The organism is Streptomyces sp. NPDC003077, assembly GCF_040611095.1.
GTDB lineage: Bacteria > Actinomycetota > Actinomycetes > Streptomycetales > Streptomycetaceae > Streptomyces.
Genome location: NZ_JBEXNM010000120.1, coordinates 1 through 13,261 on the forward strand (window position 1 = coordinate 1; position 13,261 = coordinate 13,261).

General features: G+C 69.1%; 13 protein-coding genes, 2 pseudogenes and 1 CRISPR repeat array. Of the genes and pseudogenes, 5 read left to right on the forward strand and 10 right to left on the reverse strand.

Features of this window, described 5'->3' with window-relative positions:
- Positions 1 to 346: 346 nt before the first annotated feature.
- Positions 347 to 496: a CRISPR direct-repeat array (repeat unit 21 nt; unit sequence CCCCGCACGCGCGGGGGCGAC).
- Between the two features lie 85 nt (positions 497 to 581).
- On the reverse strand, positions 582 to 848 hold the full coding sequence (locus ABZX96_RS37195) for a GntR family transcriptional regulator (RefSeq protein ID WP_355553837.1): 267 nt from the start codon (positions 846 to 848) through the stop codon (positions 582 to 584).
- Positions 849 to 995: 147 nt separating this feature from the next.
- Here ABZX96_RS37195 and ABZX96_RS37200 point away from each other — a divergent pair, with 147 nt between their 5' ends.
- The 4 genes from ABZX96_RS37200 to ABZX96_RS37215 all read left to right on the forward strand — a co-directional run bounded on the left by ABZX96_RS37200 (position 996) and on the right by ABZX96_RS37215 (position 3,545).
- Positions 996 to 1,205, forward strand: coding sequence for a hypothetical protein (locus tag ABZX96_RS37200; protein ID WP_355553840.1), 210 nt, complete (start codon positions 996 to 998; stop codon positions 1,203 to 1,205).
- Positions 1,202 to 1,453 (forward strand): hypothetical protein, encoded by a 252-nt coding sequence (locus tag ABZX96_RS37205; protein WP_355553843.1) that lies wholly within the window; start codon positions 1,202 to 1,204, stop codon positions 1,451 to 1,453. Before ABZX96_RS37200 ends, ABZX96_RS37205 begins: the two co-directional genes overlap by 4 nt.
- A gap of 509 nt (positions 1,454 to 1,962) precedes the next feature.
- Positions 1,963 to 2,553 (forward strand): hypothetical protein, encoded by a 591-nt coding sequence (locus ABZX96_RS37210; protein ID WP_355553846.1) that lies wholly within the window; start codon positions 1,963 to 1,965, stop codon positions 2,551 to 2,553.
- On the forward strand, positions 2,550 to 3,545 hold the full coding sequence (locus tag ABZX96_RS37215) for a hypothetical protein (protein ID WP_355553849.1): 996 nt from the start codon (positions 2,550 to 2,552) through the stop codon (positions 3,543 to 3,545). The genes ABZX96_RS37210 and ABZX96_RS37215 overlap by 4 nt, the downstream gene beginning before the upstream one ends.
- A 122-nt stretch (positions 3,546 to 3,667) precedes the next feature.
- Here ABZX96_RS37215 and ABZX96_RS37220 read toward each other — a convergent pair whose 3' ends face one another.
- The 7 genes and pseudogenes from ABZX96_RS37220 to erm form a co-directional block, all read right to left on the reverse strand.
- Positions 3,668 to 5,344 (reverse strand): hypothetical protein, encoded by a 1,677-nt coding sequence (locus tag ABZX96_RS37220; protein ID WP_355553852.1) that lies wholly within the window; start codon positions 5,342 to 5,344, stop codon positions 3,668 to 3,670.
- Positions 5,345 to 5,348: 4 nt separating this feature from the next.
- Positions 5,349 to 6,257 carry an ABC transporter ATP-binding protein gene (locus ABZX96_RS37225; RefSeq protein WP_355553855.1) on the reverse strand — a complete coding sequence of 303 codons (909 nt, stop codon included), beginning with the start codon at positions 6,255 to 6,257 and terminating at the stop codon, positions 5,349 to 5,351.
- A gap of 2 nt (positions 6,258 to 6,259) precedes the next feature.
- Positions 6,260 to 6,745, reverse strand: coding sequence for a hypothetical protein (locus ABZX96_RS37230; protein ID WP_355553858.1), 486 nt, complete (start codon positions 6,743 to 6,745; stop codon positions 6,260 to 6,262).
- Between the two features lie 189 nt (positions 6,746 to 6,934).
- On the reverse strand, positions 6,935 to 8,143 hold the full coding sequence (locus ABZX96_RS37235; protein WP_355553861.1) for a histidine kinase: 1,209 nt from the start codon (positions 8,141 to 8,143) through the stop codon (positions 6,935 to 6,937).
- A 621-nt stretch (positions 8,144 to 8,764) separates the two neighbouring features.
- Entirely contained in the window at positions 8,765 to 9,427 is a 663-nt protein-coding gene (locus ABZX96_RS37240) for a response regulator transcription factor (protein ID WP_355553863.1), read from the reverse strand.
- A gap of 83 nt (positions 9,428 to 9,510) precedes the next feature.
- Complete coding sequence (locus ABZX96_RS37245) at positions 9,511 to 10,380, reverse strand: metallophosphoesterase (RefSeq protein ID WP_355553866.1); 870 nt, start codon at positions 10,378 to 10,380, stop codon at positions 9,511 to 9,513.
- Positions 10,381 to 10,646: 266 nt separating this feature from the next.
- Positions 10,647 to 11,378: pseudogene (erm, locus tag ABZX96_RS37250) on the reverse strand (23S ribosomal RNA methyltransferase Erm); the annotation flags it as partial.
- Here erm and ABZX96_RS37255 point away from each other — a divergent pair.
- Entirely contained in the window at positions 11,352 to 11,831 is a 480-nt protein-coding gene (locus tag ABZX96_RS37255; protein ID WP_355553872.1) for a hypothetical protein, read from the forward strand. The pseudogene erm and the gene ABZX96_RS37255 sit on opposite strands and share 27 nt — an antisense overlap.
- Positions 11,832 to 12,287: 456 nt before the next feature.
- On the opposite strand, the gene ABZX96_RS37260 is transcribed toward ABZX96_RS37255, so the two are convergent.
- Both ABZX96_RS37260 and ABZX96_RS37265 read right to left on the reverse strand, forming a co-directional pair.
- Entirely contained in the window at positions 12,288 to 12,722 is a 435-nt protein-coding gene (locus ABZX96_RS37260; protein ID WP_355553869.1) for a VOC family protein, read from the reverse strand.
- A 386-nt stretch (positions 12,723 to 13,108) separates the two neighbouring features.
- Positions 13,109 to 13,261, reverse strand: a pseudogene (locus tag ABZX96_RS37265) (HEAT repeat domain-containing protein); the annotation flags it as partial.

Below are 13,261 nucleotides of genomic sequence, written 5' to 3' on the forward strand. Positions count from 1 at the left end.
GCGTCCGGCACGTCCCGTGCGGCCGAGAGGCGTCCGCCCGAAGGGCGGTCCTTCGAGCCCTTCGGGCGGGACCACACCCCGCCGCCGGCGCCCGGTCACGCCAGAGCGGCGCCTGCGGTCGGTCACGCAGACAGTAAGGCTCTTAAGACAGGAGGGAGGGGGCAACCGTTACGGCCAGCGTCAGGCAGCGTTACGGGCAAGTGTTACGCGGTCGGAGCGGCCACTGTTAGGAGCGCGTAACGGCGCGCCTGCCTAGGGGCTTGGGTGTTAGACGGCGTAACACCGTTACGCGATCACCCGGCCGTTACGGCGGACGAGTGGCCGCAAGGCGGTCCGCGCGCACATCGGACCATCCCCGCACGCGCGGGGGCGACGTCCGGAAGGTTATTTCGTCTAGCGAGATGACGGGACCATCCCCGCACGCGCGGGGGCGACCGTAACCCACCCGGCGGGGAGCCCCATCATCCAGGACCACCCCCGCACGCGCGGGGGCGACACTTGCTGACCTGCGGCGCTGCAAGCACCGGGCCCGGTTTTCGTTCGCCTGTGCCGATCCTTACACAGGAGGCAGGGCTCGGTCACTAGTCGGTGGTCGGGAGAGGGTCGGCGACGAAGGTGCCTTTACCGTGCACGGTGACGATCCAGCCGCGTTCGCGCAGCAGCGCGGCGGCCCGGCGCACCGTCATGTAGGCGACCCCGTATTCGGCGGCCAGGTCGCGTTCGGCGGGGAGCCGGGATCCGGGCGGCAGTTCGCCGACCCGGATGCGGGCCGCGATGTGGTCGGCGAGCGCCACGTAGACGAGCTGGGGCCCGGTGGGCTGGAACTCCGGCACCTCACGATCACTCATGCGAGCAACATAAAGATCGCCTGAGCTGCACGTATCTCCGGGTAGCTCCCTATAGCTCTGTAGGGCTCTCTACAATGCGCTGCACAGCAATCCCCCGCGACCGGGGGCACGGTCCGGGGGCACGGCCACGCTGCGAAGGAGCGCGACATGAACGATCCTACCGACCCATCAGCGGCCAAAACTGGACAGAGCGGGGAAGCGGTGGTCCGCTGGTGCGACTGGCACGGCGGACTGACGGGCGGGGCGACGCTGATCGGGGTGGTGGCCCGACTCTCAGGCGCGGACGTAGCCCTGTGGGCCTGTCCCACCTGTCTGGCCAAGCACCGTCTGACCCCCTACCGGGAGGACGGCACGTGACCGGCAACGAGGGCAACGAGTTGCCGTTCGGGACGCTGGTCTTCGACACCGGCCGGCGCCGGGTCGGCCGGGTAGCCGGACACCTCGGCCACCGGCTCGTGCTGCACCCGCCAGCCGGAGGCGACGACTGGGACGCCGACCCCATGTCGGTACGCCCGGCCACCGCCCGCGAAGAACTCACCGCCCGCCTGCACACCCGAACGCCCAAGCCCCGGGAGGATGACGCCGACGGCCCCGAGCCACCGTGACTGAGCCCGGGGAAGCCACAGGTGCCGACCGGCCATACATCCGGCACGCCTCGTGCGGCCGAGAGGCGTCCGCCCGAAGGGCGGCCCGTACTACCCCCCCAGGCATTACCCCTGCACTGAAAATGACTCCCATGTTTGTTACAGAGATGGTGTGAGCAGTACGCCTCGTCTGCGACACACCCGGCCCGCGTGTCGGCGGATTTTCGTGGATCACCGCAGGTCAGCGCACCGAAATACCACGAACCGTGAACCCTCTCCGGAGCCGTGTGCGCAGGTTCGAATCCTGCCGGGGGCACTCGCCGAGAATCAGTCGCGATCAAGCGCTGACCAGGCGGATGCCGACAGAAAAGGACGGGAGTCAGTCTCACTGGCTCCCGTCCTTTCTCGTTGTCGCCCATTGATCGCGACACACCTCCGACACAAGTACCGCCCATCGATGATCGTTGGGTACCCACTGTCCGTGCCTTCGTGTAGCGTCCGAGAGCCGGTGGGATATAGGGGGGTTGCCGGTGATCGACTTCAGTGTTCAAGCGAACGGCCAGGACTACTTCCTCGCGCCCGGCAGGTATCAGGTCGACGCTGACGAGGCCCACGCTCTGCTCGTCGGCAACGAGCGTTTCGCGGAGTCCAGCACGAGGCAACTCATCTGGAGCGGCTTCGAGCAGTACATGGCGCGCTTCTTTCTGCTGGACGAGCACTTCAGCGAAATACTGGAGGGAGAGTCACTCGTGCACTGCGTGTGGCTCGGCGGTAGCTTCGTCAGTTCCCGGCTCAATCCTCGAAACGCCGACCTCACCGTCTTCATCAACGACGCGGCCGCTCAGTCGATCAAAGGGAAACCCCGGTCGGGATGGATGACCAAAGCATTCACACGGGTCCATACCGAGAGGGAGTACCTTCTCTCGGCTCTGGAAGTGCGCTACCACCCGGTTCGCTCCGTCTTTGATCTCGATGTACTTGAGCATCCTGAACTGGAGTACTTGCGCCAGCGCGGGGCTTGGGACGACTGGTGGCAGCGTTGCAGGCCCGCCGGCCAGAAGGATGCGCCTACTCTGGAGAGTGCTACGCCCAGGCGGGGCTACTTGGAGGTGACGCTGTGACCACCAATTGGCGGCGGCGCGTCTTGGAGAGCCATCGCGCCGATCTGGATCAGTGGTTCGAGCACGAGGACGCGGCAGAGCGAGACGCGGACACCGTTGACTCGGAGCAGAGGAGCCAGTGGCTTTCTTCTGTCAGGAAATGGGACCCCGAAGCTCGGCTCCGCGAAGAACTGACCATCCGCCTGACCGGCGAGGAGGCCGGGAAGGGTGGCCTGAGGTTCTCTGTAGGGAACGCCATCCTGAAACCCCTTCAAGACGGGGTAACAGCCTCCACTGACGAGGATGTCGAGCTTGAGCTGGTGGGCATCTCGTCGGGCAGCACAGTTCTCCATGTCCGTCCCATGGCACGAGGACTCGACGCCGAAGAAGCGTCCGGGGACGGTCAGGAACCTGACGGCGGCGACACCGAAACCGTGGAACAGGCCATAAGCGTGCTGTTCGACGCTGTCCAAACTGTCGAGGCGAGGGAAGACGTCACCGAGTGGACGCCTATGCTTTCGAGCCTGTCCAGGCTGGTCAGCGCACTCGACCGATTCAATCTGGCGGTACAACTACGCTGGTTCTCGCATGACGGTTCTGTGCATAGCTCAACACTCACCGAGTCCGGGAAGCAGTACGTCCGTGAACTTCGGAAAACGCACGCGGAAGCCTTTACTCGCGTTCGACGAAACATTTCAGGACGCGTTACGGAATTGAAGCTTTCAGGCGTGGCAGTGATCAAACCTCCAGCGACCTCCGCGGTCACTGTGAAGTTTGAGCCGGGGCAGATCACTGAGGTCCCCTGGCGGCTGGGAGACGAGGTGCACCTGCTCGTCGAAGAGCGCCGCAGGCTGACGCGTAGCGGGGGTCGGGCGGTGACCGAGTATCTATTCCTCGGCACGCAGACCGAGAGTGGGGAATTCGAACCGATCGATCCGCCTGAAATTGTCACTCTGGGTGGAGTGGTGCATCTTCAGGCTGAGGTCGACGACGCAGGGCACCGGTCCCAGTAACGACATCCCAGTAACGATAAAAGACGGGCCGCCGGGGTTTCCCCCGATGACCCGCCTTTTGGTTGGGCGGGTCACGTTCTCTGAATCCTGGGCCTTCTGCGGCGAAGTGCGAAACGCGCCTGTCAGTCTCGCCCATATCTCCGCAAGCTCCCTGTCACGAAGACAACGGCGAGCAGGGCTGCGGCCACCGCCATGGTCACCGGCGGCTGGGCGCTCGCCAGTTCGCTGGTGTCGCGGAGGGCGCCCATGTAGTCGAAGACCGGGAGGCCGCTGGTGACCGTGTACCAGAGGGGGAGGTAGATCGCCTGGAAGAGGCGGTGGGTGTGGCTGAGGGTGCCTAGGGCCAGGGCCAGGGAGGGGATGAAGAGGGTGCCGGCGAGCCAGGCGGTGATGCCGGTTGGTTCGGTGGCGATGATCAGGCGGATGAGGGGGCCGGCGCCGGTCAGGGCGGTGAGGGTGAGGCCGGCGCACCATTCGGCGAGCAGGCGGCGGTGGGGGGCGGGGTAGGCGCCGAGGAGGGTGTCGACGGCGTGTTCGTGGCGTTGGGTGCCCAGGCGGGACCAGATGGTGATGGGCCAGATCCAGGCCAGGGGGAGCATGGCGCGGGTGGCGCCGTGGGGTGGGGAGACGATGCCGAAGAGCACCAGGAAGGCGGCGACCAGCCACCACCACCAGGGGATGCCCTTGAGGAGGATGCGGAGTTCGCCGGCCAGGAGGCGGGCGGTCACGCCGCCGGGTTCGGGGCGGGTGTGGAGGGTGGTCGTGGGACGGGTGCGTGGGGTGCGTGCGGGGTGGGTGCGTGGGGTGGCTCCGGGGTGGGTGGTGGAGGGGGTCCCGCCTACGGACACGTCGGTAGAGGAGGGGGCCCGGCCTGCGACCTCGTCGATGAAGACGGGTTGGAAGGTCGCGTTGTCCTGTCGTGGGCTGCGTTCGCGGTGTTGGCGGGTGCGGGAGGGGTCGAAGCGGGTGAACCAGAGGGTGGGGAGGAGGGAGAGGGTGAGGGCGATGAGGAGGAGGGAGAGGCGGCCCAGGACGTAGGTTGCGGTGGGGGTGAAGCCGGTCCAGGTGAAGGTGTTGAGGGGCTTGTCCAGGTAGGTCAGGCCGAGGCTGAATGAGCCGGTGATGTGGATGCCCTGGGCGACCATGTCGTCGTACATGGAGCGGGCCACGTCATAGACGCCCGTGCCGCCGAGGGGCTGGCCCGGGCCCTGGCCGACCGTCGCGATGACGAGCCAGGCGCAGAACCAGATGACGTTGCCGAAGCCGGTGCGCAGGATCGGCACCGTTTCGAAGAGCAGGGCGCAGGCCGCGGTGAGGGCCGCGAGGGGCAGCGCGATCAGGACGAAGGGCTGCCAGAGGGCGTAGAGGTCGAGGGTGTGGGACTCGCCGCGGGTCAGTTGCATGACGAGGGCGGTGAGCGCGAGCACGCCGAGCATGGAGGACAGCAGCATGAGGTTGCTGAGGAACTTGCCCGCCATATAGGCCGTGGTGCGCAGGGGGGTGGCGGCGATGAGTTGGCCGACGCGGGTGGCGCGGTCGCGTTCGATGGAGTTGCGGACGATGTAGAAGCCGCCGAGCATGATCCACAGGCCGCCGGCCAGGGCGGTCACCATGCCGACGTACGCGCTGTCGTAGACGCCGCGGAAGTCGCCGACCTGCATGATCACCCACTTGGCGTCCGTGCCGGGCACCGCCACGTAGCCGAGGGCCACCGCGGCGGCCAGGACGACGACGTAGGCGGGCCGCCGGACGCGGTCGCGGAAGTCGGCCACGGCGGGAGCGGTGAGAGTGCGGAGCATCGGGTCACACCGCCCCGGCGCGCGTCGGGGCGGAAGCGGGCTGGTCTCCGGACGTGCCGCGGATGATGGCGAGGTAGGCGTCCTCCAGGTCGGGCACCAGCTGGGCCGCGCCCTCGTACGGCGCCTCGGGGGACAGCAGGCGGATGCGGACGCCCTCGGTGGTGCGCACCATGCGGCTGACGATGTACTCGTTCTGCACGGCCGGGACGTAGGCGGGGTCGACCAGCACCTCCCAGACGTGGCCCTCGACCGAGCGCAGCAGTTCCTCGGGGGTGCCTCGGCGCTGGAGGCGTCCGTTCGCGACCACCGCGATGTCGGAGGCCACCGACTCGACGTCGGAGACGATGTGGGTGGAGAGCATGACGACCTTGTCGGCGGCCAGGTCGCTGAGCAGGTTGCGGAAGCGGACGCGTTCCTCGGGGTCCAGGCCCGCCGTGGGCTCGTCGACGATGATCACCTCGGGGTCGGCGAGCAGGGCCTGCGCGATGCCCACCCGGCGCAACATGCCGCCGGAGTACTTGCCCAATGGGCGCTTGACCGCCTCGGTGAGGTTGACCAGCTCCAGGAGCTCGTCGATGCGGGCCCTGGCGGACTTGGCGGACATGCCCTTGGCCGCCGCGAGGTATGTCAGGAACTCGCGGGAGGTGAGGTTCGGGTAGACGCCGAAGTCCTGGGGGAGGTAGCCGAGTCTGCGGCGCAGGGTGTTGGGGCGGGCGACCGCGTCCTCGCCGTGGAAGAGGAGCCGGCCGGAGGTGGGCCGGGTGACCGTGGCGGTGATCCGCATCAGGGAGGACTTACCGGCGCCGTTGGGGCCGAGGAGGCCGAGCATTCCCGGTTCCAGGCGCATGGTCATGTCGTCGACGGCGCGTTTGCCGCCCTTGTAGACCTTGGTGATGTCGAGGAGGTCGAGCACGGTCAGCTCTCGTCCTTCGGGGAGGGCTTCGGGTCGGTCTTCGGGTCGGTCTTCGGGTCGGTTTTCGGGTCGGTCTTCGGGGCGGTGTGCGCGTCGGGTTTCAGGTCGGCCTTCTTGCCGTCTTTGATGACGGTGAGGTTCTTGGGCACGTCCACCTGGAACTTGGCGTCGCAGACGGCGATGCCGCTGCACCCGGCGTCGATGTCGAGGGTGTCGCCCTTGAGCTCCCACTTCAGGTGCTCGGAGCCGGCCGCCGCGTCGAACCAGCGGGTGACCTTGATGTCCTTGCGGTCGGTGGCGACGAGCTTGGTGGCGACCTCGTGCGTCGTCAGCTTCAGGGTCGTGCCGTCGTACGGGAAGACCTTGGTGTCCGGCTTGACCTTGGACGCGTCCACCGAGCAACCGGTCAGGCCGACGGTGGCGGCGAGCGCCACGACGACGGCGGCGACGCGGGGCACGGACCGCTTCCGGGTGGTGCCTGAGAACATCGGGGTTCCTCCAGAGTGACGAGCGCGGTGGCGGGTGCACTGACGCGTTGGTGTCCGGGCTTCCGGGGTCGGCGTCCGTCCGGGGCCGGATCTGTGCACGTCACAAGAATCGTCGGAGGGGTGATCAGGCACATCTGCCGATCGGCAGATATCCGGGAGGGGTGTCCCGCGTCCCGCGTCCCGTGCTCCTTACCGCAACGCCGGTGCCGGCAGGACGCAGCGCACCCGCCAGCCCTTCTCGTGCGGACCGGCTTCCAGGGTGCCGCCGAGGGTACTGACGCGTTCGGCGAGGCCGGCCAGGCCGGTGCCGCCGCCGTGGCGGGTGGGGGCAGGGGCGCTCGGGCCCGCGTCGTCGGTGACGGCTATCTCGACGGCGCGGTCGGCCGTCCGGCCGGCGAAGACCGTGACGCGGCCGGCTTGCGGGGCGTGCCGCCGGACGTTGGTCAGGGACTCCAGGACCACACGGTAGGCGGTGTCCTCGGCCTCCCGGGAGAGGGTGTCGGCGACGCCGTCCTCCAGTGACAGGTCCACCTCGGAGGCGGCCATGGAGGAGAAGCGGCCGACGAGTTCGGGGAGGTCGGCCAGGCCGTGGAGGCGGGTCGGCGGGGGCTCGCCCCACTTGCGGCCGTCCGCCTCGCGCAGCGCCCGCACGGTCTGGTCCATGGAGTCCAGCGCCCGCAGGCCGGCCTGTTCGATGCGGACGAGGAGGGCGCGGTGTTCGTCCGGCCCGGCGCCATCCGCCTCCAGTTGTCCGGCCTGGGCCTCCAGGACGATGCCGGTCACCTCGTGGGCGACGAAGTCGTGCAGGTCGCGGGCCACTTCGAGGCGCTGCTCGCGGCGGGCCAGGGCGACCGCGCGGGCCCTGCGGCCGTCCAGGGACCGCAGGTACAGGCCGACGCCGGTGGCTCCGGCGGCGGGGAAGAGGGACAGCGCCACGACGAACACCGACTCCTTGAGGCCGAGGTGGGGCGCGTGGAGGGTCATACGGAGCGGGAGCGCGAGGACGGCGGCGCCGGTCAGGCCGCCGGTCACGGCCGCCACGCGAGGGGCCGGGAGGTGACGGATCGCGCGGTACAGGAGGACGAGCAGCGCGGCCGTCTCGACGGGCAGCCACAGGAGGACGAGTCCGGGTCTCCCGAAGTAGGCGAGGTCGGCCACGAGGGAGAGGGCCGCGACGCCCCCCGCCGCCCGGCCCAGGCCGATCCGGCCCAGGCCAATTCGGCCCGCGCGCCAGGGCAGCATGGCGACGGCCACCGTCAGCGCGGCCATGACCGCGGTCGTCCAGGTGGAGGGGGGCGCCGCGATGGCGGGCGCGAGGACCAGCGCCGCGACCGCCGCGGTCCAGCGGCGCCGACGTCGGCCGACTCCGCTGGAAGGGGGGTGTTCCTGGGTGTCCATGGGGCCGAGGCTACGCATGGAGGTGAGGGGTGGCGGGCCGGGCATGGATGGGAATTCCAGGCATCTGCCGGACGGTGGATATTCGGAGGGCTTCGTTGGGGCTTGGCTGAGGCTTCGTCGGGGTTTCGTTGAGGCTCGTTGCAGGTACGTCCGTGCTTCGTTGGAGCTTCGTTGCAGCTTCGCCGGGGCTTCGTTGAGGCTTCGCCGGGCTTCGTTGGGGCTTCGTTGCAGCTTCGCCGGGCTTCGTTGGGGCTTCTGCGGGTGTTCCTCGGGTTCTTCCCAGGACTTGGCGGGGCTTCTGCGGGAGATTCCCGGGGCTTCGCCGGGACTCCGCCAGGGCTCCACTCAGGGGCTGCCGAAGTGCTTCGCCGGGGCTCCGGCAAGGGCTCCGCTCAGGGCTGTTACAGGGCTTCGCCGGGGCTTCTTCGGGGCTTCTCGCGGACTCCGTCAGGGGAACTTCGGAACTTCTCCCGGGACTCCCTCAGGACATCGCCCGGACTCCCTCAAGGCATCTCCCGGACTCCGCCAGGGCACCGTCAGAACTCCTGCGGGACTCCGGTCAGGCTCCCCCCAGAATTCCCGCCGGACTCCATCAGCCCCCCTCAAGACTTCTTCACGATTTCACCCCGGCATCCGCCCCGTGGCATACCCCATCTCCCAGGCCCGGACGGCGATTCCGACGCGATTGCGCACCTGGAGTTTGCGTTGAATGCTGGCGATGTGGGTCTTGACCGTGCCCGCCGAGATGAACAGTTCGTCGGCGATATCGGCGTTGGTCTTGCCTTCGGCGACCTTGCCGGCGATTTCCGCCTCGCGTTCGGTGAGGACGCCATCGCGCTGCCGACGGCGGGGGCCGTTGCCGGTGACGTGCTGGAGCAGGCGGACGGTGATGGAGGGGCTGATCAGGCTGTCCCCCGCCACGGCCGCGCGGACGGCCTCCAGCAGGAGGGTCGGTCCGGAGCGCTTGAGCAGGAAGCCCGAGGCGCCGAAGCGCAGTGCGGGGTAGACGTATTCGTCCAGGTCGAAGGTGGTCACGACGACGACGCGGACGGGGTGCGCGGCGGCGGGGTCGGCCAGGACGCGGGTGACTTCGAGGCCGTCCATGCGCGGCATGCGGATGTCCACGAGCGCGACGTCCGGTTTCAGGGAGCGCGCCAATTCGACCGCGTCCACGCCGTTGGTCGCCTCGCCGACGACTTCCATGTCGGGCTGGCTCTCCAGAATGCGGCGCATTCCGCGGCGGACCATTTCCTGGTCGTCGGCTATCAGTAGGCGGATGGTCACGGGTACGCATTCTGCCGGAACGGGTTGGCAGGATGCCTTCGGCGGAAAGGACAGCCTGTCGGCATCGCGGGCGATGCCGTCTCTCAGGCCCCCACCGCCGCCGGCAGCACCGGCCGCAGCAGCGGGGACGGGAAGCCGCGCCGCCGCCACTCGCGCGGGTAGCCGAGCGAGACCTCCCGGAAGGGCACCCCGTCGTGGTGCGTCACCCGGGGGATGTGCAGGTGCCCGTACACCATCGCGGCGGTCGGGAACCTGCGGTGCCAGTCGGCGGTCAGCTCGGTGCCGCACCACAGGGCGAACTGCGGGTAGTACAGGACCGAGGTCGGGTTCCGGACCAGCGGGAAGTGGTTGACCAGCACGAACGGCGCGTCCGAGGCGTCGTGTTCGGCGAGTCTGCGCTCGGTCTCCGCCACCCTGGCCCGGCACCAGTCGTCGCGGGTCGGGTACGGGTCCGGGTGCAGCAGGAACTCGTCCGTGCAGACCACACCCGCCTCGTACGCCTCCTCCAGCGCCTTCGCGCGGCTGAGGCCGGGGTCGGTGCGCCACGAGTAGTCGTAGAGCAGGAAGAGCGGGGCGATGGTGACGGGCCCGCCCTCGCCCTCCCACACCACGTACGGGTCCTCGGGCGTCACCACGCCCAGGCGGCGGCACAGTTCGACGAGGTGCCGGTAACGGGCCTCGCCGCGCAGTTGCAACGGGTCCTCCTTGGGCGTCCACAGTTCGTGGTTGCCCGGGGCCCAGATCACCTTCTCGAACCGCTCGGCGAGGAGCGTGAGCGCCCACTCGATGTCCTCGCTCAGCTCACCGATGTCCCCGGGCACCAGCAGCCAGTCGTGCGGGGACTCCGGACGCAGCTTCTCGACGACCTCGCGGTTCTCCGCGTACGCGATGTGCAGGTCGCTCACGGCCAGCAGCCGGCCCGGCCGGGCGCTTCCGGGGAAGGGGATCGTCATCGGGCACCTCCTCGTCCGCGGGCCCCTCGGGTGGAGGCCGGACGGCCGCCGCCTCCTCGGTAGCGGGTCGCGTTGCCGGTCGTGGGGCGGATGCCCGGTCCATTCCCGGATCCGGCGCCATCCGATCTTCCTGACGAGGACGAGGAAGAGGAAGAACGGGACGAGGACGACGAGGAACGGGAGGAGGATGACGAGCGGTACGGGGACGAGGAGCGCGACGAGCGCGAGGGCCGGGGCTCGGGCGGGGCCGCGCCGCCGTTCCGGTCGGGCCGGGACGCCTGGAAGAGGGCGACCCACTGGTCGAGGGTGAGGTCCTTGGGGAGCGCGTCCGGGTGCAGGCGCAGGGTGCCGGCGAGCGTGCGGTAGGTGCGCCCCGGGATGTGCCGCCGGAGTATCTCGGCGATCCCCCGGCCCGGGCCGGTGTAGACCGCCTCGGCGAATTCCTGGAACTGACGGCGCGCGGCGTCCGGGATCAAAGGGGTGGGCCGGCGTCTGATGACGAGGATGCCGCCGTCCACCCGGGGCACCGGCCGGAAGTCGGTGGCCGGAACGCGGCTGCCGAGCGAGAACTCGTACCAGGGAGCCCAAGAGGTGGTGAGCAGCGAGCCGAAGCCCTGCCCGGCCCGTTTGCGGGCCACTTCCCACTGCACGAGGAGGGAGGCGGCGGACCAGCCGGGCGATTCCAGCAGGCGCCGCAGAATCTGGGTCGTCGCGCCGAAGGGGACGTTGGAGACGACGGTGTAATTCTGGTCCGGTAACCGTAAGTTGAGGAAGTCGTCCTCTATGACGTCGAGGTTGCCGTCCGCGAACCGCTGTCTCACGTACGAGGCCCAGCGCGGGTCCTTTTCGACCACCGTGACGGTGGCGAAGGACTTCAGGAGTTCCTGGGTGATGATGCCCTTGCCCGGGCCTATTTCCAGGGCCGGGGCGTCGCGGTCCGCGACCTGTGCGACGAGGTCGCGCACGACCCGGTGATTGCGCAGGAAATTCTGGCTCAGCTCACGGCGGCGGAGATCGGCGCCACTGCGGCGATCGGTACCGCTGCGGTGATCGGCGCCACTGCGGTGATCGGCGCCACTGCGGTGATCGGCGCCGCTGCGGGGGTTGTTCGCACCATTTCGGGGATTCGTACCGCCACGGTTGTCCGCGTTGCCCTGGGAGTTCGCGCCACCACGGGGATTCGCACCATTCCGGGGGTTCGCGCCCCCACGATTGTCCGCGTTGCCCCGGGGGTTCGCGCCGCCGCGGGTGTGTGCGCCGGGGTTCCGGCGGGACGGGCCGTGAAGCGTCACCGGTCACCGCTCCTCATGCCACGTCCCTCTCAGGTCTTTTTCGGCCGTGCCTTTTGCGCACGCCCCATGACTGCCTTCGACCGCTTTACGACGATGGTCGTACAAGAGGCGATCGTAACCCCAGACCGACCTGGTCACTCGAAAATTGGCGTGAAGTAGCGGGATGGGCAACGGGCGTCGGGTGGTACGGGTGGGCACGGATACGGGCGCCCGGGATCGGCGGGGAGCTCCGCCGCCGCCAGCGGGCAGGGCCGCGCCGGTTCGCGCGTCCGCGTGTCACGCGTCGCGCCGGGGTCGGGAGGGGGCGTTCGCCGCTGATGACTGGTGGCGGGAGTTGGCCGAAAACGATCGGGAACGAACGCGTCGGGGACGTGGTGTTCCGCCTCCCTTCTGTGCCCATTTCGGCGTCTTACGGGGACGGCACAACCGACCGAAACGAGCGGGGATCGCACGCGGGGCCACACGGTTGGCGAGCAGGCGAAGAACTACCGGTACCGGGCCGGTTACGAGGCCGTCATCAGCGCCGGCACCGCGTCGTCGTCGCGTTGTCTCCCTTCGCCCGGCCGGCCGGGCGAAGGGAGACGGCTTCCCGCCTCGCCATCGCGAAGGAGGGACTCAGTCGAGGCAGAACTCGTTGCCCTCGACGTCCTGCATGACGATGCACGACTCGTTTTCCTCATCGGCGAGCAATACCCGCTCTTGTACCGCGCCGAGCGCGACCAGTCGTGCGCATTCGGCCTCAAGCTTGGCCAGGCGCTCTTCCCCTACGAGGCCGGTGCCGACCCGCACGTCGAGATGCACCCGATTCTTGACGACCTTCCCTTCGGGAACGCGCTGGAAGTACAGCCGCGGGCCCACGCCTGAGGGGTCACTGCAGGCAAACCACGCATCCCGGTCCTCAGGGGGAAGGGATTGCTTGTAATCGTCCCAAGTGGCGAATCCCTCCGGCGGCGGCGGGACGACGTATCCCAACACCTCGCACCAAAAACGAGCGACGCGCTCAGGTTCCGCGCAGTCGAAGGTTACTTGCACCTGCTTGATGGATGACATCGGCGCACCATAGCCCAGGGCAGGAGGCGTCGCCGCTCATTTTCCCGTGCGGATACGGGCGTTGGCGGGCGGGTGCCTTTCGGCTTTCCGCCCACATGTGATTGATTCGGATTTCTGGCAGTCCGCGGCATTCCGCGCACGCGCCCGTCCCGTACCCGTCCCGCACCCGTCCCGTATGGGATGACCTCTTGGCGCTTGGCATTCCGCGCGCCAGCGAAGGTCGACAGGCCGGCCATTCCGCGCGCAAGCGAAAGGGCGAGCCGGTCACCGGCCCGGCGCAAGCGGAGAGGCGGCCCGGCGCAAGCGAAAGGGCGGGCCGGGCGCCCGGCCCGGTGCAAGCGAAAAGGGGGCGGACCGGCCCCGGCCCGCCCCCCTTCGCCGCCGCCTCACCCCGCCGACGCCCCCGGCGCCAACCGGCTGCGCACCGCGCTCTGCACCCCATCACGCTCCGCCGGATCCGCCGCCAGCAACCGCAACTGCTCCTCCACCCGCGCATCCCCACCCACCGCACGCACCGCCCCCAACTCCCGCGTCGCCTC

Excerpts from the sequence above, each read along its gene's own strand:
- ABZX96_RS37195 (WP_355553837.1), bottom strand. The coding sequence starts at position 848 with ATGAGTGATCGTGAGGTGCCGGAGTTCCAGCCCACCGGGCCCCAGCTC.
- ABZX96_RS37200 (WP_355553840.1), top strand. The coding sequence starts at position 996 with ATGAACGATCCTACCGACCCATCAGCGGCCAAAACTGGACAGAGCGGG.
- ABZX96_RS37220 (WP_355553852.1), bottom strand. The coding sequence starts at position 5,344 with ATGCTCCGCACTCTCACCGCTCCCGCCGTGGCCGACTTCCGCGACCGC.
- ABZX96_RS37230 (WP_355553858.1), bottom strand. The coding sequence starts at position 6,745 with ATGTTCTCAGGCACCACCCGGAAGCGGTCCGTGCCCCGCGTCGCCGCC.
- ABZX96_RS37235 (WP_355553861.1), bottom strand. The coding sequence starts at position 8,143 with ATGGACACCCAGGAACACCCCCCTTCCAGCGGAGTCGGCCGACGTCGG.
- ABZX96_RS37245 (WP_355553866.1), bottom strand. The coding sequence starts at position 10,380 with ATGACGATCCCCTTCCCCGGAAGCGCCCGGCCGGGCCGGCTGCTGGCC.
- ABZX96_RS37260 (WP_355553869.1), bottom strand. The coding sequence starts at position 12,722 with ATGTCATCCATCAAGCAGGTGCAAGTAACCTTCGACTGCGCGGAACCT.